The sequence below is a fragment of the Shewanella sp. Choline-02u-19 genome, assembly GCF_002836205.1.
GTDB lineage: Bacteria > Pseudomonadota > Gammaproteobacteria > Enterobacterales > Shewanellaceae > Shewanella.
The window spans coordinates 1,354,736-1,378,285 of the sequence record NZ_PJBE01000013.1 but is presented as its reverse complement, the minus strand read 5'-3'; the positions used below and the strand labels follow the sequence as shown (position 1 = coordinate 1,378,285).

Genomic DNA, 23,550 nt, shown 5'->3' with positions numbered 1-23,550 from the left:
GACTGCGCCTCATATCTATGCCAAATATGCCGGTTATCCTTAGGACGTCAGCAATCGCTCCTAAGAATCTCGCAATTCTCGACGTAAGATCTTGCCAACATTTGATTTTGGCAATTCATCTCTAAATTCGATTATCCTTGGGTTTTTATAACCGGTAAGATATTTTCTACAATGTTTTTTTATCTCTTCAACGGTCACATTACCTTTGCGTACTATAAATAATTTAACTTTTTCTCCTGTGGCGTCATCAGGAATGCCAATGGCAGCAGCTTCGATGATGTGAGGGTGAAGTGTTGCAACTTCTTCTATTTCAGTTGGAAAAACATTAAATCCCGACACTAGAATCATATCTTTTTTACGGTCTTCAATATAAAAAATCCCATCGTCATCCATTCTTCCTATATCACCAGAGCTTAACCAACCTCCTGCATGCATTACAGTATTGGTTTCGGCTTCTTGTTGCCAATAGCCTTTCATCACTTGGGGCCCTCTAATTTGAATTTCACCAATTTGGTTGGGACCTAAAGGTTCATTATCATCATTAACGATACGGAGTTCAGTGCTGGGTAAAGGGACACCAATTGAAGAAATAAATGATTGTTGTTGATGAGTCCCTGCCGCGACCACTGGGGAACATTCAGTTAAGCCATAACCCTCTATGACGGGCATTCCAGTGAGCTCTTGCCAACGGTCAGCAATATGTTTCTGCGTCGGCATTCCACCTGCAATAGTAAAACGAGCATGACTAAAATCTAATTCCTGAAAACCAGCATGATTGTTTAGACCATTAAAAAGTGTATTTAATCCAAAAACCATAGTGAATGGATATTTACTTAAATCTGCTACGAAACCATCTATATCTCTTGGGTTGGTAATGAGTAAATTAGTTGCACCGAGAAAGAGCATAAACATCATACTCACTGAGTTGGCAAAAATATGATAAAGCGGAAGTGGGGTTACTGCATATTCCTTATCATATAAGGTTCTTGGGCTAAAATGAGCATGAACCTGTAGAACGTTAGAAATAATATTACTATGAGTAAGCATTGCCCCTTTCGCAGGACCCGTCGTTCCACCTGTATATTGGAGGTATGCTAAATCATCTACTTTTATTTGGGGATCAATAAAGGGAAGTTTTTTGCCTTCGGTTAACGCTCTACGCAATGAAATAGCGTCAGGAATATGATATTTAGGCACTATTTTTTTGACATGTTTGATAAGGAAGTTAACCAATGTACGCTTATGAATAGCTAACTCATCGCCAATCTTGGTTAAAATAACATGCTTAATGTTAGTCTCATGCAGTATTTGCTGCAGGTTATTACCAAAATTTGTGACAGCAACAATAGCACTGGCTCCAGAGTCTCGTAATTGATGTTTTAACTCTCGAGGGGTATAAAGTGGATTAACATTGACAATAATGAGTCCTGCTTTTAATGCACCTAAAATAGTGATGGGATATTGCAATAAATTAGGCATCATCAAGGCGATTCGTTCGCCTTTTTTCATTTTTAGTTCAGACTGTAGATAAGCAGCAAAAGCGTTACTTTTACTTTCAAGATCTTGATAGGATAAGCTATGTCCCATATTAATATAGGCTGATTTTTTAGCATGTGCACTAAAAGACTCTTTAAACAAATCATTGATATTGTTATACATACTTGAATCTATTGTTGTGGGTACATCCTCAGGATATCGTTTTAACCACGGTTTATCATTTGTCATTATAGCCATCATTATTGTTGTTTAAACATCACTATTGTAAATTAATTTACCTAATTAGTATAAAATAATAGGCTGAATTCAATGAATTAACTAGTGTTCTTGGGGGTTAGCTGTCGCTAATATCTCGGAGTGTGACTCGTCCCTGCTTTTATCGCTTTTCCGCTTCACTCTATCTTTCTTCAACAATGAAAAAAGCATTCAGCGACTGCATATCATGACAGTTTCTACTGTGGCACATGCTTGCTTCTATGGTTTGTTGTTAGGAAAGCTTCGTCAGTCAGAACATGTATATAACTTAAAAAACTCATATATCCAGCTTAGACTTTTTGTAACGCTCTTCGCATCTATCCGATTAACCACTCACAATAGTGGCCAATTCGCCTTTTTAAAGGGATGGGAGTAGTAGGATCTCGATGAGATCACGCAGTTATCCACTGACACCTACTTGGACATAAAAGAGCGAGTGCTTGGATTAGGAAATGTAGGACAATCGTATGTTCGATAGACATAATGACCGATAATCAAACAGGCTGAATGTATAATTGAGGACAAACTAAAATCAAAAACCAAATGATAGCCTCAAAGATAAATCTAAAAAGTCAGTATAGGGTTAATAGCTATTATTCTAAAGGCTGTCGCCTTTATTGTTACCACGGTAACTGAGAATCACCTTAGTAATACATCTTTGAAAATATTATAAGATAGGTTTTTGGAACACGAAAAATAATACACATAATGATGTGTATTATTATAAATTATAAATTATAAAGATGTAATAATCGGTTAGCTCAAGCCATTTAACTTTAAATGGGATAATCATTATTACCTTAATTCAGATGTTTATAAACCTCATTAAAAAAGCGAACCATGTCAGGTTCGCCTTTAAAATTGATTGAATAGGTTATTCACAAGTTTTTAGAAGAGTGGTCAGCCTCTGAATAGGTGCCAGTCTTTAAAGTTTGAATTGGCTCACTATACCATTTAGGGTATTAGCCATTCCGCCGAGTTCTTGTGCAAGTTCCGTAGTGCTATTAGAGTGGATATTTGTTTCTTTGGCCGAATCATTGATCTCTAAAACACTCTGGTTAATTTCCGCAGCTACCTGAGTCTGCTGCTCTGATGCCGTGGCTATCTGGTCATTCATATTGAGAATAATAGAAACAGATGTGGTGATTTGTGTCAGGGATTGATTTGCTTCCTCTGTCTTTGTCGAGGTCAGTTGAGCCAGCTGAGTATTCTTCCCCATCTGTTCTACCGCTTTTTTTGCCTCTGTTTGTAGCTTTTCAATCATCAAGGTGATCTCATTAGCACTCTCTTGTGTCCGGCTTGCAAGACTTCGAACTTCATCAGCCACGACCGCGAAACCACGACCTTGCTCACCGGCTCGTGCCGCTTCAATTGCAGCATTTAGAGCCAAAAGATTCGTCTGATCAGCTATTCCTTTAATCACATCGAGAATGCTACCAATATTGACAGTTTCGGCCTCAACGTTTTCGATGACATGGGTCACATTGTCCATCTCATTGACCAGTGAGCGGATATTAGAGTTCATATCCTCTACCACCTTCATTCCGACTTCAGAATGCTCACTCGCCCCCTGGGCCGATTCAGCCGCTTGCAGTGCACTTCGTGCTACTTCATCGACTGTAGAAGTCATTTCGTTCATCGCCGTCGAAGTCTGCTCGAGCTGCACTGTTTGTGCCTTTGAGCCATCACTCATAGTTTGTGCTGACGATGACAGGGAGGCTGAAGAGCTATTAAGTGCAATTGTCGTTTCATTAATATTGGTGACAATAGCTCTAAGATTCCGTGTCATGGAGATCACATTGCCATATATACCTTCTTCCAAGCCTGAAGTGGATAAATCCATACTTAGATCACCCTCTGCAACTTGTTTGACCATGTTTGATATTTCCAGTGGTTCCCCGCCGATAGGTTTATAAATAAGACGAATAACCATCTGGTAGATAACGATCATCAGTGCAGCGAGTGAGATAGCAATCAAAATTAGCGTGTCATATAGGTTATTCATGCTGGCAGCTTCTATGACTTTCATGGCTTCATAACTAGCCACAGTCCAGTTACGAACCTTCATCTTATTACTTGTTACAAAGTACTCTCCCAAACCCGGAGCAATGTATGTCATCGACTTGTTTGATTCAGATATTACTTTGTACTGCGGACGTAATTCAAATATGTTCTTACCAATATTGTCTTTTACCTCACTCGATACTATGTAGCCATCGCTTCGGTAGACGAACATCTGATTGTTACTGGTAAGAGAAGCGACATAATCACTGAATAGTTTAACCGGGATATTGATTAACACGACTCCGGAAATTCGTCCTTGGTGCATGATAGGCACAGAAAGACCAAACACTTCAACATTCTTAGTGACATCAACAAAAGATCGAGTAACTACATAGTGCTCTCCTTCAAAAATCTTCAAGAACCATTCACGTTTAGCGGTGATAGCATTGAAATTGAGTACGGCTTTACCATCACTAATTAGGGTGCCATCTTTTAAACCTAAATAGATACCAGCCTCCCCTTCAATCGTATTAGCAATCTCTTCGACAGTGAGATTTGCTCGTTCAAGATCGAGGTTGCCATAGTCATCGAAAAAGAATGTACCAGAATCGATTACGTCGAAAAAACGCATTAACTTTTCATCTAATGTCTGAGCTACGAGCTCTGATTGCGTTTCAACTTTATCCTGATAACTGGCCTGACTGAACTCCGCGAAATTTTGATAAGCAAGGATGGATACAAAGAGCACCATAAAAAATGATAACGAAGTAAAGAGTCCCGTTATTTTGTGTTTCAGTAGCATAGATATTTCAGTCCATATTTTAAGAACAAAGAATCAGAGGGTTTTTACTTAGTCATTACAGACTTGATCATAAAAACTTCATTTTAATTAAAGGCAAGATACAAATAATCTTTATAATGGGCAACGTAGTTCGGCCTGACTTTTGAAGTCTTCTGCAACATGGTAAATATCTGTAAACCCTGTCTACTTATGGAATTAGTTCCAAATTGTTATGGTCACCTTTGATGTGTTTACGGGTTTTGTTCAGGACTGAGTTTAAGTTATTACTTTTTGGCAACGACTCCGCTAATGCTGTCACAGATTAAAGTGGGTTTATTTTAAATAACGCTTTTCAAAATAAAAAGGTATGACTCGGATCGCAGTGGATGGCACTAAATGCAATCGAAAAGGTGATAAAGGTCGCGAACATGTACTCGTGACACTTATTTCTATCAATTATTTGCGCGTAACACTTGTTCATTGTGACAATAATGGTAGGAGAGAAATTATTAGATACTACTAAAAACTTTGTCATTAAACGTCACTTTGGGACTAATTCCAAAGCGTGAGTGAGTGGGAGTTTCAAGTTTAAATAATTGTTTTCTATATATGTTGGTGGTCTAAATCAATTATGATCCATGATGAAACGTTGATGTTAAAATTCTGCTTTAATACTGGGTGCATCAAAGACCATATTATTATTGAGCCGCTTCAACTAATGACTAACAAGATTAACATTCGAATTTAAAGTATATAAGAGTGGCTAAAAGCGTTAATTGCTTTTGTCATACGCTCTTTTATTTAGCCTGATGGCCATCAGACCTAGAAGGTCTGCTTGTAAGTTTATTAGAGAAATAAAAATGCATACGTTTGACATCATTACACCAATAGCATACTGGATCTTGACCGCCTTATGGTTAGTTATAGTCGGTATTTATCTGGTAAAACTTAGACAATTACAAGCCGTTGATGGCGCAGTTGGCGGAACGGTTGCGGTTCTCCTTATAGTGCTTAGCATTGATGCATTCAGGACCATAATTGAAAGTGTCTATTTTGGATTGTATTTCAACTCATTGTACGGGCTGGTGCCAAAATCTATCCACGAGCTGTTGTCGCAACCCTCTTTGCTCATTCTCCCAAAATTAATCAATATTGCTGCTGGCTTACTAGTCATCTTGCTTCTCCTAAAGCTCTGGGTACCAAGAAAGATTCGCGAACGTGAAGAAGCTCTGCGCGCCCTTGAGGAAACTAAAACAACCTCCGTTCATAACGAAAGGTTGTTCAGAACAATTTCTGATTGTGCTACCGATGGCTTCATTTTTGCAGATCTAAATCGCCAGATTATTTCGATAAATCAGGCTATGGAAGTTTTGTTAGGCTATAGCCGTGAAGAACTTGTGGGGGAAAAAGCATCGATCATTTATGAAAGCGATGAAGAGTTCCAGCGACATGGTCGTATGTATTTCAATCTCGCCGCTGGAGATAAGGTCAAACCTTATGAAGCGAACTACCGGCACAAGGATGGCAGTATCGTCGTAGGTGAAACAAGTAGAGTCGTGATCAAAGCTGTTGATGGCCAAATTCAGGGCTATATGGGGTTCATTCGGGACGTGACAGACCGCAACAAGGCAGCAACGGAGTTACAGGCTAGTGAGACGATACTGTCCCACCATGTTCAGAATACGCCGCTTGGGTATATTTCATGGGATAAAAACTTAAATTGTAGTGAATTGAATAAATCAGCCGAGAAGATATTCGGATACTCTGTCGACGAAGTCATGGGTCATTCTCTATTAGAACTTTTGGTGCCTGAAGGAGCTAGAGAAGATGTCAATAAGATCGGTAAAAGATTGATTGAAAATAATAAAGCGTCCAGAAATATAAATGAGAACATGACAAAAGATGGCAGGGCCATCATTTGTGAATGGTACAACACGCCCATTGTAAGTGAGACCGGTGAAGTGCTTGGCGTGACATCATTGGTCCAAGATATTACCAAAAATAGGCGAATTCAAGCTGCCTTGCATGAGACTGAGAAGGCATTTCGCGACCAAAGCCAACGTTATGCAGAAGTGATTTTGGGCGCCAACATGGCCACCTGGGAATGGAATGTACAGACAGGTGACTCCGCATACAATGAACGCTGGGCCGAGATGTTGGGTTACCGCCTTAAAGAGCTTGAACCCGTTGACATCGGCACCTGGGAGACACGACTCCATCCCGATGATGCACATAATACCAATGAATTGCTAATGCGTTGTTCCAAAAATGAAACAGATACTTACGAATGCGAATATCGGATGCTGCACAAGAACGGCAGCTGGGTCTGGATACTCGATCGTGGGCGAGTGGTTGAATGGACAAATGATGGCAAGTCTGTGCGAATGTCAGGCACGCATGAAGATATAACCAAGAGCAAGCAAACCGAGGAAGAACTCAAACTTGCCGCTAGCGTATTCACCTATGCCAGAGAAGGTATCGCCATCACAGATACTACTGGTGTCATCATAAACGCTAATGAGGCTTTTAGTGCGATCACAGGCTACCCCCGTGATGAAGTGATAGGACAAAACCCGCGAATCCTCCAATCCGGACGTCATTTGCCTGAATTCTATAAAGAAATGTGGGACACTTTACAAGAAAAAGAGCATTGGACCGGTGAGATCTGGAATAAACGTAAGAATGGCGAGGTTTATCCGCTGATTCTCACGATAAGCGCGGTACTCGATGATACTGGCATAGTGCAAAATTACGTGGCGCTATTCAATGACATCACCGCGATTAAAGAGCATCAGGGGCAATTAGAACGTATTGCTCACTATGATATGTTAACTCACTTACCTAACCGGACATTATTGGCAGACCGTCTAACGCAATCTATGAGCCATAGCCAACGTCAACACTCATTACTAGCGGTCGCATTTCTTGATTTGGATGGATTCAAAGACGTTAACGATACCTATGGTCATGTCGTTGGTGATGAATTATTAATTGTCGTCTCATCTCGCATGAGGGAAGCTTTACGCGATGTCGACACCCTGGCCCGTATCGGCGGGGATGAATTTGTCGCTGTGATGGAAAATATAGCCACAGTGGAAGATTGTGAACCTATGTTGGAACGCCTGTTGCAAGCTGCATCGGAACCGGTAGTCATAGGCGGAGTCAGGCTGGAAGTCTCTGCCAGTATTGGTGTCACCATTTACCCGCAAGATGGTGTCGATGCAGACCAACTTATGCGACATGCTGATCAAGCCATGTATGTGGCGAAGCAAGAGGGAAAGAACCGATATCGTTTGTTTGACTCTGCACATAATGCTGCGATGATCACTCAACATGAAAAGTTAGATTGTATACGTAAAGCTCTGAACAAAAATGAATTTGTGCTTTATTACCAACCTAAGGTCAATATGAAAACGGGGAAGATGATTGGTGCCGAAGCGTTAATTCGTTGGCAATGCCCCGAGCGTGGTTTAGTCCCCCCTAACGATTTTTTGCCCGTCATTGAAAATCATATTCTCAGTATCGAGGTAGGTGAATGGGTTATCAGCACTGCTCTTCGTCAGATTGAAGCGTGGCAAGCGTTGGGGTTGGATATTCCTGTCAGTGTCAACATTAACGCACTTCAATTACAGAGTGAAGGTTTTGCAACACGCTTAGCGGAGCTATTGGCCGAATTCCCGGGGGTTGCTCCTAGCTCTTTAGAACTAGAAGTACTTGAAACAAGTGCGATAGCCGATGTACTACAGGTGTCAGAAACCATGCTAGCCTGTATCGAACTTGGGGTTAATTTTGCATTAGATGACTTTGGCACGGGTTACTCTTCACTGAGTCACTTGAGACGTTTACCAGCGAGCTTAATTAAGATCGACCAGACTTTTGTTGGGGATATGTTGATTGACCCTGATGACTTGGCGATTGTCGAAAGTGTAGTGGTGTTGTCGAAGTCATTTAAACGTGAAGTGATTGCAGAGGGTGTTGAGACTATCGCTCATGGTATTGCTCTGTTGAAGTTAGGTTGTGAATTGGCACAAGGTTATGGCATTGCCAGACCGATGATTGCTAAGGATATTCCTGAGTGGGCGGCACACTGGCAGCCTGATGATACGTGGAGAGATGAAGTGGCATCTTGTTGATGTTCATCATTTAAAAAAGCATATTGAATCCATCAGCAATCCCTTTTAACTCTAAAAAGGGCTCTTACGCTATATTTAGAATTCCATTTGTTCTCTGCCATCATTAGGGCTTTAGTTGAGAGACTCGTTTTACTTGGCTTAGTTACTCGTCTTGTTTTTTGATTATAGTGTCTTCATAAAAAGGAGCTTCGATAAAAGTTTATGCTAGTTTGCTGACTACATCTGCAAAGTAGATCTGCGAGTTGTTTCTCCCCAAATGTTTAGCGAGGTAAAGAGCTTTATCTGCTTGTTTTAGTAAAGCCGTGGCATTTAGCTCATCATCTTTTAAACACGCGACGCCGATACTAACCGTTATATTAGCGATCATACCTGAGTCGCTATTCCGAACCTGTAATGCCTCGATATTAGTACGAACCCGCTCAGCGATACAAAAGCCCGCGTTAACATCTGTTTCCGGCAACAAAATTGCAAACTCTTCACCGCCAATTCGAGCTGCAATGTCGGTTTGTCTAAGTAATGAATTGTCTATCGAATCCGCGATACTTGCCAAAACTAGATCACCAACGTCATGCCCATATTTGTCGTTATAGGTTTTAAAATTATCAACGTCTATCATCAACAACGAAAGGCATTTTTCACTTAATTTAGCAGATGTTATGCTCATGCTTATGTGTCTATCAAAGGCAAGGCGATTAGATAACTTGGTTAAAAAATCTGTTTCAACTTGTTGATGTAATGCCTTATTTGCATTCTCAAGTTTAAGTGTTCGGATATAAACTTTGCGTTCAAGCTCATCATTAAGCTGTTCTAATTCTCGTATGCTGGCATGCCTTGCAGTTACATCGATTGAGACTACCATTAAGTAATCAATTTGATCTCCATTTTCACTGACTGGCGAAATAGTTGAATGAAACCACACTTCATTTCCACGCGTGTCCACCACAGCAGCCTCTTGCTCTATAACTAAGCCGGTATCTCGCGCCTTTCTTAAATTATTGGACATTTGGTCACGAAAAGATTGCGGATAAAAACCAAAAGGATAAGCCTTGCCGTAATACTGTTTAACATCACTAATGGCAAGTGTTTTAACCCCTGCTGAGCTCATAAACTGCAGGTTGAAATCAAGATCTATAATTTTTGTACAAATAGGAGAATGTTCAATCCACGCATGACTCTGTTTTATAGAAAAGCGCAGATGATCTTCATTGGCTCTGAATTTAGGTAATGGCATTATATATCAACTCTATCCATGAGATTATTTATCCTGACAGTCACTTCAACGTCCTCAAATATGGTTATTGAAGTTAACAGCAGGCCTGATGTAAAACGACGTCTTATATATTTAAATAATTGTTTACCTTGCAGTTTTATCGTTCTCTTTTTACCGGGCATTGTCAGTTAACACTGGCAATCTCATGTAAGTGTAGTCGGTCGATTAAGTACTGTTAAGTTTAATATCTACAAGTACCCTTCCCATGTATGCGTAAGTTTATTCTTCATTTCTAATTCGACTCTAAGATGACTTGTAGCATGGGAAGTAATAGAAAAAAATTCTGAATTTAACACTAAAGTTGGAGCTCTTTTGTGGCTGTCACTGTGGTTGTGCTGACCTAGACTACTTATAGACATAAATGCGTTAGGTGAAATCCCTAACGCATTTAATTCAGAACAGTTAAAGGAAGTTAAAGCTTAAACTTTTCGCTGGTTTAGAACATCTTTAAAGGCAAACATTCCATTTAGCGCTGCTGGGAAGCCGGCATAAACTGACATTTGCAACAGTACCTCTTTTACCTCTTCCTCGCTGCAACCCACGTTCAAAGCGGCATTTAAATGAACCTTAAGCTGTGGAGTGCAGTTACCTAATGCGGTTAGCGCTGCAACCGTTGCGATTTCTCTCGACTTCAAATCAAGAGCCTGGCGGGTGTAGATGTCACCAAAAGGATATTCAATAGTGAACCTAGCCAGGTCAGGACAGATCTCTTGTAGGCTTTCAATAACTTGATGTCCCGCCTCACCGTCAATTTTTGACAGCTGCGCTAGACCTAAGGTGAATCTGGTATTTTTCATGCGTAAACTCCAATTTTCAAACTGAAGCCACAGCTTACTAGTTAGAGTTAACTCTAAGTCAACTCACTTTCCCTCTTTATATTGGCTGATTTTATGCGCCAAAGCCGCCAGATGCTTTTGCTGTTGCTGAATATGAATTTTTAAGCTTTCTTGGTGTTGTTCTAACAACATTTGACGCTCTAATGCGGTATTTGAGCCCAATTCTCGGAGCGTTGCATACTCAATGATGTTCGCTAAAGGCATTCCAGTTTCCTTCAGGCGATTCACAAAACTAACCCACTCTATATTTCTGCTGGTATATGCTCTGTGGCCACTAGTGTTTCTGTGCACGTTTTTAAGTAAGCCTATTTTTTCATAGTAACGCAGCGTATGAGGTGATAGACCAACTATATTTGAAAACTCTTTCATATTCATTGCATTACCTCTTATACATAACTATTTTTTGACTCTGTTTTAGCGGATTGATGACATTACGCAATAAGGCACCAGAAACAAACCGCACTATAGAGGCTTACCTTCATATCCGTGACGATGGGAATTTTTTTATTCACAATTCAATCGATTACATTCCATATTAGACAGCAGCAACATGGAACGCAGCGAGTTTCGTATAGGCTAGCTATCCGATAGTTCTTTAAAGCGTGAATTTAACCGCTAGGTTACTGCTCTAACCCAGTACTAAACTCAAATTATACCGAATGATTGGTCAATGACTTTTGCTTAGCCAACGTCTAATCATTGCCATTATTTACATTTTTTTCTTTATACAGCTTGGTTCGGTGGCTCGTTATATCAGAGCAGAACCAACGGAATGATAACGAGTTTTACCGTTAAGTACCGATAAAAAAACAGATGAACATTAATAATAACAGTCTGATAAACCGGCTAGCTGCATATATGCCGTAGATACCATATACTGTTAATATATATTCAAATTATCAATATCGAGCGAACAATGGAAGTCGAGCTACTTGAAATTCGAAATTTCATCCGCCAATACCCACCTTTTGATCAACTGCCAGAAAAAGCATTAATCGAAGTTTCAAGAAGTGTCGAGATCTCATACTACCGAGCTGACAGTATGATCATTGAGTTTGGTAACAAGATCCACGACCTCTATATGATCCGCAGCGGTGTAGTAGAGATATATCGCCGTACCGGTGAGCTTTATAACCGTCTTGATCAAGGTGGTTTATTCGGCCAAATGGGGCTGTTGACCAATAATAAGGTGCGTTTCCCAGCCAAATCGCTTAAAGACACCCTTTTGTACTGTATTCCAGATGACATCTTTGCTGATTTTTGTGAACGCTTCGACACCTTTGCCGACTTTGTTGAAGTTGAAGGCAGTATTCGATTACAGCAAGCCGTTGAAGATAATAGTGATGATGCTAATTCACTGACGACCTCAAAGGTAAAAACCCTACTCAGTGGCGAGCCAGTGATGCTGCCGACCACGACCACGATTCAAAATGTGGCTAAAATTATGGCTGCTGAGAATGTCTCTGCGGCAATCATCAATGATCCTAACCTTGCGGATGAAGGCGGTAATAGCTTTGTTGGCATTATTACCGAGCGCGATCTGTGCGCTAAAGTGATCGCGCAAGGGCTAAATGTTGATACCCAAGTGGTCGAGGTGATGTCTACAGAACTCATCTCTTTGGACCACAACGCCTATATTTTTGAAGCGATGCTATTAATGCTTCGTTATAACGTTCATCACCTCCCAATTTTAAAAAACAAACAACCGATTGGCTTAATAGAAGTTACTGACATTATTCGTTATGAGTCTCAAAATAGCTTGTTAATTGTTAGCAGCATATTTCAACAGAACAGTATTGAAGACCTTATTATTCTGTCTAGTCAACTCAAAGATTGTTTTGTGCGCATGATTAACGAAGATGCAAACTCACACATGGTGGGTCGAGCCATGTCGGAAATTGGCAGAAGTTTTAAACAGCGTTTTCTTGAATTAGCGGAAGAGAAGTTGGGGGCACCACCTGTGCCTTACTGCTTCCTAGCATTAGGCTCTATGGCGCGCGATGAACAACTTATCGTGACCGACCAAGACAATGCAATTATTCTTGATAACGAGTATCAAGAGTCGCTACATGGGGACTACTTTAAGGCGCTTGCCACTTATGTTTGTGATGGTTTGGCCGCATGCGGTTACACCTATTGCACTGGTGACATCATGGCGACTAATCCTGAGTATCGAAAAACCCAGTCTCAATGGGAAGAGTGTTTTGCTGATTGGATAGAGAATCCAAACCCGCAAGCGCTGCTTAATAGCTCCATATTTTTCGATCTTTACGGCGTCTATGGCAGACAAAAATGGGCTGAACAGTTGAATGCCTTTATCCTTAGAAAAGCGAAGAAAAACAACCGATTCTTAGCCTGCCTTGCTAGAAACGCATTAAACCGTACACCTCCACTTGGCTTTTTTAAAGATTTTGTGATGGAAAAAGATGGTCGTCATAACAACACTATTAATTTGAAGCGACGCGGTACAGCACCCTTAGCCGACTTGATCCGTGTGCACGCCCTTGCTATTGGTTCTCAATCGCAAAATTCATTTGATCGATTAGAAGACATCATTGAGGCAGGAATTTTACCGCCATCAAAGGGCAAAGATCTGCAACATGCGATGGAGTTCATCTCTTTGGTTCGTATTCGTCATCAAGCATTAGACATTGAGTCAGATCAAGAGCCGGATAACAATATCGAGCCTGAAAACATGTCCGATTTTGAAAGGCGTAATCTAAAAGATGCCTTTTTGGTGTTAAGCAGTGCACAAAACTTTTTAAAGTTCCGCTATACCGCTAACAGTATGCAGGGTAAATAATGCGTAATTTTACCAATCAAGAAGTATTAAACTGGGAAGCGTTTTTGCACATTAAAGCGCTTGAGAGTAAAGATAGCCGCCTGACTAACTTTTATAATGCCAGTACTTACCATGGTGAAACCGAACTCAAGGATATAGACTTTGTTGCCTTAGATTTTGAAACAACCGGTCTGGATGCTGATCAAAATAGCATTATAAGCATTGGTTTGGTTCCTTTTACTCTGCAACGAATTGCTTGTAGACGGGCTAAACACTGGTTTATAACACCGGAAGATAAACTCAAGGAAGATTCAATTATCATCCATGGGATTACCCATTCTGATCTCAAGGGTGCGCCCGATCTGTTGCGGATTTTAGAGCAGTTATTGGACGAGCTAGAAGGGAAAATTGTGGTGGTGCATTACCGCAGAATTGAACGTGACTTTTTTGATGCTGCACTTAGAAGCTTGATCAATGAAGGTATTGTTTTCCCTGTCGTTGATACCATGCAGATTGAAGCTGATATCCAACAGGCTCGTCCGAAAAAGTTTATTGACTGGTTTAAAAATACTCGCCCAGAATCGATTCGGCTTGCCAATAGTCGTACCCGTTATAATCTGCCCACTTATCCGCCACACGATGCCTTGACCGATGCCATTGCTACCGCAGAGCTACTACAAGCGCAAATCCACCACCATTTTAGCCCAGACACACCGATTAAGAAGCTATGGTTATGAAGTTTTAACTATAAAGCTATGGCTATGGCTAAATAGTTAAACCCATAAAAAAACCGAGTAATGCTTTATTTTAAAATAAGTGCATCACTCGGTTTCTATTTTTATCGAACATTGCAACAGATTAACTAATACGTTTCTCTGTTCGTAGTCCCATTATCAAACTGACACACATCACCAATAGAATAATGGTGAACGGCAAGGCCGTTGAAATTGCACCCGCTTGCAAGGCTTCAATGGCTTCTGTGCCACCCACCCAAACTAGAGCTGCAGCAATCGCGCCTTCGATAAATGCCCAAAATACGCGCTGTGGGATGGGTGCGTCGACTTTACCACCTGATGTAATGCTATCAATTACCAGTGAACCAGAGTCTGATGAGGTCACAAAGAAAACCAGCACCAACACAACAGCAAGTAGAGACAAAATGTTACCCATTGGCAATGCGTCAAACATTTGGAACATTGCTAGTGGCACTTCTGTTAAGCCTTTTTCGCCTAACGTACCGACTTTATTAATGACTTGATCAATCGCAACACCGCCGAATACTGACATCCAAAGCGTTGTAACTAACGTAGGGACAAGTAACACAGCCGTCATGAACTCACGAATAGTACGTCCACGTGAAATACGCGCAATGAACATGCCCACAAAAGGAGACCATGAAATCCACCATGCCCAATAGAAAACTGTCCAGCCATGCATCCAAGCTTCGTCTTCACGGCCAATAGGGTTACTTAATGGAATGATGTTTTCAATGTATCCCATGACTGTTGTCGGAATGGTACCCATCGAAACAGCAAAAGTAACCAGAGTGACAAACAGGACTAAAGCAAGTGCCAACAGCATATTGACATTACTGATGACTTTAACGCCACCATCAATACCACGGACTACCGACCCAACGGCCAACAGAGTCACTACAAATATAATGCCTACTTGAAGCATTAAGCCGTTTTCAATGCCGAACACATGGTGAAAACCACTTGCGGCTTGTTGAGCACCAAGTCCAAGAGAAGTCGCTAGACCAAACAGAGTGGCAAGCACCGCTAGAATGTCTACAATATGTCCTGGCCAGCCCCAAGTGCGATCACCTAGGATTGGGTAAAAGACTGAGCGCATGGAAAGCGGTAGGCCTTTATTGTAGGCGAAAAATGCTAACGACAGTGACACAACACCGTAAATCGCCCATGGGTGAAGTCCCCAATGGAACATTGTTGCACCTAGCGCTAGCTTAGCCGCTTCGGGGGTATTTGGAGTCACATTAAGGGGGGTTTCAAACCATCCGGTAAAGTAAGCAACAGGTTCTGCTACGCCCCAAAACATTAGACCGATACCCATGCCTGCTGCAAACAACATTGCTATCCATGACATCATCGAATAGTCAGTTTTTGCTTCATCACCGCCGAGGCGAATTTTGCCATATGGCGAGACAATCATTGCCAAACAAAATATGACAAAAATATTGGCAGACCACATAAACAAACCATCAAAAGTACCAATGATTTTCCATTTTATGCCATCTAATACGGATTTTGATGTTTCAGGATCGACCACTAAAATGGCGATTAAGAAGAGTCCAATTAAGGAAGCGCTGATCCCAAAAACAGGGTTATGAACATCAAAACCCCATTTTTGAATGTTATCTTGACCGACTGTGTAATCGGTATTATCAATACTGTATTTATCTTTTTTAGTATTCATTGATCCTCGTTTAGAACAACTTTCATTCGAAAATGTGGCTTTATTTTACGTTATTAGACGGCAACTTGCAGCTTATTGCTGAAATCAATCATCTCTGATGTTACTTTCCCGGTAATAGATTGTAAATTTTTGCTGATAGCACTTCGTCAGTTTGTCTGGGGCTGAATGGCAATTGAATTTCAAATCGACCTAAACTTGAGCTGTTAATACGGTATTAAGCTGCTCCTATCCTATCGGACAACAAATGGCCCTAGTTTTTTTGATTAATTTGAAATTCAACTATTTAAGATAAAGATTACATCTTTATTGTATGGTCTTTAGTACTCGGTCGATTGCCATAAAAGTGGCATTTGAACCGTCGTTAAATAAAATTCAAGTTTATGAACTGCGAATTTAGTCGATATTAGCGGCAAACAGAGAACTCCACATAACGTTTTAAAGCTGAAATTATCTATTTGTAAGCCGTTAACCTTAAAGGATGAGTACGACTAAACAGACGCTAATGCCTGCTCAACACCCCTTCTCGCGTGAATTTCAGTCGTATCGTACAATGGAATTTCTGTGTCTGCTTGGTGAACAAGTAACGCAATCTCCGTGCAGCCTAATATGATAGCCTCAGAGCCTTGCTGAAATAGCGTGTTAATAACCTCTAAGTATTTTTCTTTAGATCCCTGCTTTATCTCGCCTAGACATAGCTCATCGTAGATTATGTTGTGTATTACCGTTTGCTCTGCTGAATTGGGGACGTTGACATTGATACCGTACTTTTCAGTTAACCGAGCCTTATAGAAGTCTTGTTCCATGGTAAAGCGTGTTCCTAAAAGCCCGACCGTTGTTATGCCATCTTTAACCAGTTGCTCTGCGGTCGCGTCGGCAATATGTAGGATAGGAATGGTAATTTTAGCTTCTATTTCAGGGACAACTTTGTGCATAGTATTGGTACAAATCATTATAAAATCAGCACCCGCAAGTTCTACGGCTTTAGCGGCGTGAACAAGAATATCTGCAGTCTCAGTCCATTTTCCTTGATGTTGCAGTAACTCAATTTCAGCGAAATCGACGCTATAAAGGCATATTTTGGCTGAATGTAATCCACCAAGCTTAGATTTAACGCCTTCATTGAGTGCCTTGTAATAGTTACTCGTTGATTCCCAACTCATCCCGCCTAACAGTCCAATGGTTTTCATAATATCCTGATAATACGTCGTTAATGAATGCACAAATCCCATTTAAACATTAATCCTTATTAAAATCAGTGGTATTACTTCAATCTTTTAAGTGCCCTCTCCTTTAATATTATTCTCGTTACAGCATTGCAAAGCACAAATAGCGCTTTAACTATATATAGAAATCAGATTCAAGAACAATAGCCATTAAAGATTGAAAAACGGCTTGAGGATCGCAGTACTAACAGACCTCTGTAGTGCAAACGCCAGTAATTTTGAGTAGGTAATCTACGCTCAACTCTGAGCCTGCTATGCTCAGGCGGTATGCGTGTTCGACGCCCCTATTGAGTGATGTTCATCACTCGTTTTAAACCGGTTTTCAGATGATTTATATGACACTATCTTAATCCAGATTAAGGATTGTCTTCTATATTATAGGTAATATTAGTTATTGCTGATTCGTACATAGCAAAAAAGAACAGCCATGCTTAATGCATGGCTGTTCTTTTTTATCTCATGATCACGCTATATTACAAAAATCGATTTTTAAGAGGATTAGACTTGAGTACTTTGTTTGCAGAAACCTGTATTGGCAAGATGACATTGAAAAATCGCTTCATTCGAAGCGCTACCTGGGAAAATATGGCGACTGAAGATGGCCATATGACAGATAAGTTGTACGCTATCTACGCAGAACTCGCTAAAGGAGAAGTCGGTCTCATTGTCACGGGTTACGCCAATATTGTAGAAGAAGAGCAGCCTAATGCCGGCATGATGGGAATGTACAATGATTCCTTTATCACTGAATACAAAAAACTCACCGAGTTGGTACACAGCAATGATGCCAAAATAGTGATGCAACTTGCCTACGGTGGCACAAAAACCACGCATAATGTGGGCGAAAGAGTGATCTATGCGCCGAGTGAAGTGTGCGAAAGAGGTACACTAACTTTAGGCAAAGCCATGACCAAGGATGAAATAGATTACATCGTTGAAGGATTTGCTCAAGCAAGTCGAAGAGCTCAATCATCGGGGTTTGATGGAGTCGAAATACACGCGGCACATAGCTACTTGATCAATCAGTTTTTAAGCCCATATTACAATCGAAGAGAAGATGAATATGGTGGCAGCTTAGACAATCGAATGAGACTATTAGTAGAGATCTATGCAGAGATAAGAAAGCTTGTAGGTGAAGACTATCCAATATTAGTTAAATTGACCGCATCTGAGTTTTTTGAGGGGGGGTTAACCTTTGCTGAAACCCGCATAATTTGTAAAAAATTAGAAGCGATTGGCGTGGATGCTATTATCATCTCAGGGAATATCCACGGCAAGGCCAGCACCATGATTGGTCAATGTTTTGATGGCTATACTATTCAACAAGAAGGCTACTTCCATGAATATGGCCATGTTATTAGCCAAGACGTCAATGTCCCCATTATTACCGTTGGCGGATTGAGTGACATTACTGCGATTGAAGAGATTGCCTACAAAACCAATATCCAATACTTCGCAATATCAAGACCTTTGCTGGCAGAACCTCATTTAATTAAGCGCTGGAAACAAGGCGAAAAAGCTGCAGTTGATTGTGAAAGATGCTCAAAATGCCGCACTAAGCGTGGTAATTTTTGTGTCGTGCACAGAAAGAGAAAAACTAATCTAAAGCCAATGTAAAAGCACAGTTAAAACATCGATGCAGTCGGTTGTTCTACCCAACTACAATCACCCAAGCCTAAACTCTGCGGCGAGCATTGATATAGCGCAATGGCTTTCTGTCACTGATTTTTCGGTGGGATCACTTTTACAACTAGGGCGTACAGATCCTCTAGTGTGTTGTGCAAAGCTAGATGAGCTATTTTTCCATTGTTAAACAATGCTATCGAAGATCAACATAGTGAAATAACCCGTAAGGTGCTGCCACTATTAGATTCAACACCTATTTCCGCAGCTGTCTTGCTCGCAGAGAACGTTAGAGCGCAGTTTTAATCGAGTCACCGGGCTCACGATGAAACAATGCCAGTCGATGAACAAATTAGAAACGATGTTAGAATATTTGTATCAGCGCAATGCAACGGACATTGATTGGGTTGATGTGGCGTTAACATTCGACTTTAGTGAGCAACCTCATCTCATTCGGCAACTTAAAAAATAAATTGGCTTAACGCCGAAAAATTACATTGAAGAAAGAGGCTTAACTATCGACATCTATGGCGGGGTTAACTCTAGCGAGTAGATGAGACTGGGTTACCGCTCGAATGGGTTTATTTAATCATGTACAAACAGTGTTGTAGCGGTATTGCTGCGGGGTATTCGCTTTGCACAAAACCCAATTTCAGGTAGGTGTATAATGCTTGGTGGTTGTGAGATAACACAAACAATGAACTTTGCTCAACATTGAACGCCTTAAGCCCTTTGGCTGTCAGTTGTTCTATAAGCATTTTGGCTAAACCGTTACCACGCCATTGTGGACTGATGACGATTCTACCTAAGTGACACCTATCGATTCGCCGGTAGTATTGGCCAAAGCCTAAAAGCTGTTTTTTGTCAGACACTAATACAAAAGAAGCTAGTTTATCAAGCGTAAGATCTGCTGTAAAAGAGCTTAGATTGTAGGGATATCTAAAATTTGGGCCAGCCCAATCAAATACCGCTTGTGTATCGGTGAACCAAGTCAGCATCTGTTCTAAATGCTCTGGCTCGGGGCTTACTAGCTGGGCTTTGATTACAAGCATTGTAAGTGGCCTCGCAAATAAGAAAATACACTGCTGAAAATGACTTAACTGCTTAACCGTAAACGGGCATCGTTTTGTTCAATTATACGGTGTTGCTGGCGTTAAACTGAGTTTATTACCTTAGCGTTGTTCTGAATAGAAAGGCCTGTAACTCAATCACAATCGGAAGCAATAAGTCACAAGCCTCAGCACTCAGTATTAGTCTAAGTGTTCAGCCTCTTGTCGCACTGCTTCAACAACGGTTTCAGGGGCCGCTAAATACTTTGAATGATCAATGAAAATACCTTGGTCATCAACGGTTAACATTAGCACTGGAAATGATGTTGTACCAATAACTTCATAGATCTCAGCAATCCCCGCCAGCGTCTGCTCAGCATCATTGATTAACCCCTCTCTAAACACCTTATTCGATGGCGATAGCTTATGAGTATCAATGATGGTGCTAAAATCATGTTTGTTGGTCAGTGGATTGCCTTCGACAAAATGAGCATGCTGTAATGCAGTAAGCACGGTTAGCATTTTATCTGGTTGTTTGGTTTCCAGCCAAGCCATTAGATTGGCGACCTTAGTGGCATCTTTTGGGCTGTTTGCATAACGAATATGCTCTCTACCAAACTTAACCTTAGATAGCTTTTTAATCGCGTCAACTTGGTCAAGACCCGCAGAATCTGTGCCGTCAAAGTGGCAGCAGTGCAGTAAGTGAAGTTGTATGGTTGGAAAAGCTTCACATAGAGCATTAACTAAGGGCGTTGTTGCATAGCTCCATGGACAATGACTGTCATAAATAAAATACAGCTCAAGCTGGGCATCATTAAGTTTGGTATCGTTGTTCATTTACTTCAATCTTGATATTGATAAGTGAATGCTGATCCTATGAGCTTTTTCACTTTATATCAATTGACCTTGTGCAATAAAAGGCAATATTGAGCAATCTTTTGCCAGATTTTGATCCATTAACGCCTCAGCAAACAATCCTGGACCATTGCATAGCGATAAAACTAACATTTGTAGCTCTGTTGAAGCCTATTTTGTCTAGCGAATTGCCGCTTCAATTGCTCAGGTGTTGTATGTCAGAGCATCATTCAATAATGGATAGGTCGAAAATGCGAGTCAAAGGCGATCAACTTCATAGTTTAGTCATAAGTTAATCATGTTCCGTAGCCACGGGATTATTGAATCACTAAAATCCATTTTTAACAGCTTCTAATACAGCACATCGTTTGCCTATTTGAAGATCTTAGTCATACATGTTGTAGGTTGATATATATCGTGAGAAAAATCGAGTTGTTGGCACCGGGTGGTGATATAGAGTCAATCAAAGCGGCTATCGTTGCAGGGGCTGATGCCGTTTATTGCGGCCTTGATAATTTCAATGCTCGAAAACGCGCTGAAAATCTCAATTTTGAACAGCTATGCGGATTATTAAGAGTCGCTCATAAGCACCACTGTGAGTTATTTTTAACCTTGAATATTATTGTGCTAGAGCATGAGTTACCCGCTCTTTTCAAACTACTCAACCAACTTGTGAATACCGATATTGACGGTGTCATCGTGCAAGATCTCGGTGTGTTTGACATTATTTCCCGTTATTACCCCAGTTTAGCGGTGCATGCCTCAACTCAATTAACCACTCACAATAGCGGTCAACTGGCGTTTTTAAAGGAGATGGGAGCTACGCGAGCAAACCTGTCTAGAGAGTTGGATCTTGGTGAGATCACCGAGTTATCGACGATGGCGCATAGGCTCGACATGCTAACGGAAGTATTTGTACATGGCTCCAACTGCATCGGCTTTTCTGGCCTTTGTTATTTCAGCTCCGCGCACGGCGGTAATTCGGGTAATCGCGGCCGCTGTAGTCAACCCTGTAGAGATCAATATCAACGTACGGATGTAGGATCTGATTACCCTTTAAATATGAAAGACAATTCCGCCTTTGATGATCTTGAAAGTCTCATTAACGCGGGTGTTGATTCATTAAAAGTTGAAGGCCGAATAAAAAAATCCCATTACGTTTATAGCGTTATTGATACTTGGCGGCAGCAACTGACAAAACTGCAACAGCAGCAAACATTAACAAGTGATAAAACAGCACTATATACGGTGTTTAACCGTGACTTTACCAACGGCTATCTAACGGGGAACGTGGGCAAAGAGATGTACATCGACAATCCCCGAGATAACGCTGTACAACACTTTAGCGCGATAGCGTCTAAAAGTGACCAACCGACAAGTGAGGTTATTCAGGTCGTTAAGCAACGGCTCTATGATAAGAAAACCCTTATTATTGATTCAGTAACTGAACAAATCAAAACGTTGGATATTAGTAAGCCTGAAATTGAGCTACAGATCAGCGGTGATATTGGCACTCCACTTAACATTAGTGTTTTTGTCGCAGCGAGTGACACCCCAAGTTTTAGCGTGATATCAACAAGCTGTTTAACCGCTGCGGACAAGTATCATTTATCGGTTGAGGAACTAACCAGCCGCTTCGCTAGCCTCAATTCTTATAAACATGTGCTAAAGAAAGTTAACTGCACCGGCTTGGCAAGCGCCATTTACCTCTCTTTTAAAGAACTGACACAGATGAAAACGGCCATTGTAACGTTTTTGAACGGCAACAAGGCGCTATATAAGCCGATTGAATTCAGTGATATTCGTAAACAACGCCTCGCTAATGCAGTATTGAACACACGCCAAAATACCGCGCAGCCAACTGAGTTATCTGTTTTGATCGGTAATCGAAAAGATCTGGCCTTATACACACAATTAAAGCAACAAAGCTCGACTGAACAAGTGAGATTTTACTACGCGGTGCCTGACTCAATTGCCATTGAACAGGAAAAACTCATTGCGCTGTTCAACGCACACCCAGAACTCACTCCCTGGTTTGGCGCCATCGTGCTGCAAGCAGACTTTATTACCGTAGCGCAACTGCTTAAGAGTATTCCGCAAACACTGATAGCCACGAATAATAGCGGTGTAGGCCATATCGCACATACCTTGGGTGTTAACTGGATTGCAGGGCCCCACCTCAATACCAGTAATTCATTTAGTTTGCACAGTTTGAAAAAAGTCGGTTGTGTTGGCGCATTTATCTCTAATGAACTTAATGCAAAACAGATAAAAGCCATTAATCCACCACAGAATTTCAGCCTACATTACAGCGCATTGCATCCCGTATTACTGATGACGAGTCGACAGTGTTTGTTCTTACAATCTTCTGGTTGCGATAAGTCTGTAATGGATAGCGAGTGCCTATCGGTTTGCAAAAAACAGACGACAATTACTAATGTTAAAGACGTCAGTTTTATCATTGATAAAAAAAGGCGGGATCACAATAACTTGATCGGTGCAGAGCACTTCTTCAACCCAGACATTATTCATGAAATCCCCAATAAATTTGAACATATATTGTTGGATCTAAGAGCGATAGAAACACAGAGTCAATTTGTGTGGCCAAAAGCAGATCTTGTTAGTGCTGTTAAGCGGTTATTGACCCCAGACTCTAATCCTGAGCAGGTTAACTTTCTTAAGCAAGCGCTTTCAGCTTCAACCCGAGCTCAATACTTAAAAGGCTTATGATTGCTAGGGCATAAATTATCGGCGCGAAATAACAGAGGTTTATGTCGTTAACTGCATCAGCATTAACGACACTGCT

The 23,550-nt window shown here is 41.0% G+C and carries 15 protein-coding genes; 6 read left to right on the top strand and 9 right to left on the bottom strand.

Annotated elements, in window-relative coordinates:
• Positions 1 to 60: 60 nt before the first annotated feature.
• On the bottom strand, positions 61 to 1,737 hold the full coding sequence (locus CXF83_RS12750; protein ID WP_101090176.1) for an AMP-binding protein: 1,677 nt from the start codon (positions 1,735 to 1,737) through the stop codon (positions 61 to 63).
• 940 nt (positions 1,738 to 2,677) lie between these two features.
• Positions 2,678 to 4,558: a methyl-accepting chemotaxis protein gene (locus CXF83_RS12745; RefSeq protein ID WP_101090177.1), complete on the bottom strand. Its 1,881-nt coding sequence runs from the start codon at positions 4,556 to 4,558 to the stop codon at positions 2,678 to 2,680.
• 839 nt (positions 4,559 to 5,397) lie between these two features.
• On the opposite strand from CXF83_RS12745, the gene CXF83_RS23020 reads away from it, so the two are divergent.
• Positions 5,398 to 8,670: a sensor domain-containing protein gene (locus tag CXF83_RS23020; RefSeq protein ID WP_198553544.1), complete on the top strand. Its 3,273-nt coding sequence runs from the start codon at positions 5,398 to 5,400 to the stop codon at positions 8,668 to 8,670.
• A 199-nt stretch (positions 8,671 to 8,869) separates the two neighbouring features.
• On the opposite strand, the gene CXF83_RS12735 is transcribed toward CXF83_RS23020, so the two are convergent.
• From CXF83_RS12735 to CXF83_RS12725, 3 genes are all read right to left on the bottom strand, one after another.
• On the bottom strand, positions 8,870 to 9,901 hold the full coding sequence (locus CXF83_RS12735; protein WP_101090179.1) for a sensor domain-containing diguanylate cyclase: 1,032 nt from the start codon (positions 9,899 to 9,901) through the stop codon (positions 8,870 to 8,872).
• A 458-nt stretch (positions 9,902 to 10,359) separates the two neighbouring features.
• Entirely contained in the window at positions 10,360 to 10,737 is a 378-nt protein-coding gene (locus tag CXF83_RS12730; protein ID WP_101090180.1) for a carboxymuconolactone decarboxylase family protein, read from the bottom strand.
• Positions 10,738 to 10,800: 63 nt separating this feature from the next.
• On the bottom strand, positions 10,801 to 11,151 hold the full coding sequence (locus CXF83_RS12725; RefSeq protein WP_101090181.1) for a MerR family transcriptional regulator: 351 nt from the start codon (positions 11,149 to 11,151) through the stop codon (positions 10,801 to 10,803).
• Positions 11,152 to 11,692: 541 nt separating this feature from the next.
• Between CXF83_RS12725 and CXF83_RS12720 the strand changes: the two genes are divergently transcribed.
• Both CXF83_RS12720 and CXF83_RS12715 read left to right on the top strand, forming a co-directional pair.
• Positions 11,693 to 13,579, top strand: coding sequence for a DUF294 nucleotidyltransferase-like domain-containing protein (locus tag CXF83_RS12720; protein ID WP_101090182.1), 1,887 nt, complete (start codon positions 11,693 to 11,695; stop codon positions 13,577 to 13,579).
• A complete protein-coding gene (locus tag CXF83_RS12715) occupies positions 13,579 to 14,295 on the top strand; it encodes a 3'-5' exonuclease (protein WP_101090183.1) in 717 nt (238 codons plus the stop codon). Before CXF83_RS12720 ends, CXF83_RS12715 begins: the two co-directional genes overlap by 1 nt.
• 121 nt (positions 14,296 to 14,416) lie before the next feature.
• On the opposite strand, the gene CXF83_RS12710 is transcribed toward CXF83_RS12715, so the two are convergent.
• Together CXF83_RS12710 and CXF83_RS12705 are read right to left on the bottom strand one after the other, a co-directional pair.
• A complete protein-coding gene (locus tag CXF83_RS12710) occupies positions 14,417 to 15,994 on the bottom strand; it encodes a BCCT family transporter (RefSeq protein ID WP_101090184.1) in 1,578 nt (525 codons plus the stop codon).
• 488 nt (positions 15,995 to 16,482) lie between these two features.
• Positions 16,483 to 17,181, bottom strand: coding sequence for an aspartate/glutamate racemase family protein (locus tag CXF83_RS12705; RefSeq protein WP_101090261.1), 699 nt, complete (start codon positions 17,179 to 17,181; stop codon positions 16,483 to 16,485).
• Positions 17,182 to 17,721: 540 nt separating this feature from the next.
• On the opposite strand from CXF83_RS12705, the gene CXF83_RS12700 reads away from it, so the two are divergent.
• Both CXF83_RS12700 and CXF83_RS23015 read left to right on the top strand, forming a co-directional pair.
• Complete coding sequence (locus CXF83_RS12700; RefSeq protein ID WP_198553543.1) at positions 17,722 to 18,834, top strand: NADH:flavin oxidoreductase; 1,113 nt, start codon at positions 17,722 to 17,724, stop codon at positions 18,832 to 18,834.
• A 349-nt stretch (positions 18,835 to 19,183) separates the two neighbouring features.
• Positions 19,184 to 19,312 (top strand): hypothetical protein, encoded by a 129-nt coding sequence (locus CXF83_RS23015; RefSeq protein ID WP_332871137.1) that lies wholly within the window; start codon positions 19,184 to 19,186, stop codon positions 19,310 to 19,312.
• 109 nt (positions 19,313 to 19,421) lie between these two features.
• On the opposite strand, the gene CXF83_RS12690 is transcribed toward CXF83_RS23015, so the two are convergent.
• The gene (locus tag CXF83_RS12690; protein ID WP_101090185.1) at positions 19,422 to 19,892 is read right to left on the bottom strand and encodes a GNAT family N-acetyltransferase; all 471 of its coding nucleotides are present in this window, start codon (positions 19,890 to 19,892) and stop codon (positions 19,422 to 19,424) included.
• A gap of 198 nt (positions 19,893 to 20,090) precedes the next feature.
• Complete coding sequence (locus CXF83_RS12685) at positions 20,091 to 20,726, bottom strand: protein-disulfide isomerase (protein WP_101090186.1); 636 nt, start codon at positions 20,724 to 20,726, stop codon at positions 20,091 to 20,093.
• 435 nt (positions 20,727 to 21,161) lie between these two features.
• Here CXF83_RS12685 and CXF83_RS12680 point away from each other — a divergent pair, with 435 nt between their 5' ends.
• Positions 21,162 to 23,474 carry a peptidase U32 family protein gene (locus tag CXF83_RS12680; protein WP_101090187.1) on the top strand — a complete coding sequence of 771 codons (2,313 nt, stop codon included), beginning with the start codon at positions 21,162 to 21,164 and terminating at the stop codon, positions 23,472 to 23,474.
• Positions 23,475 to 23,550 lie beyond the last annotated feature (76 nt).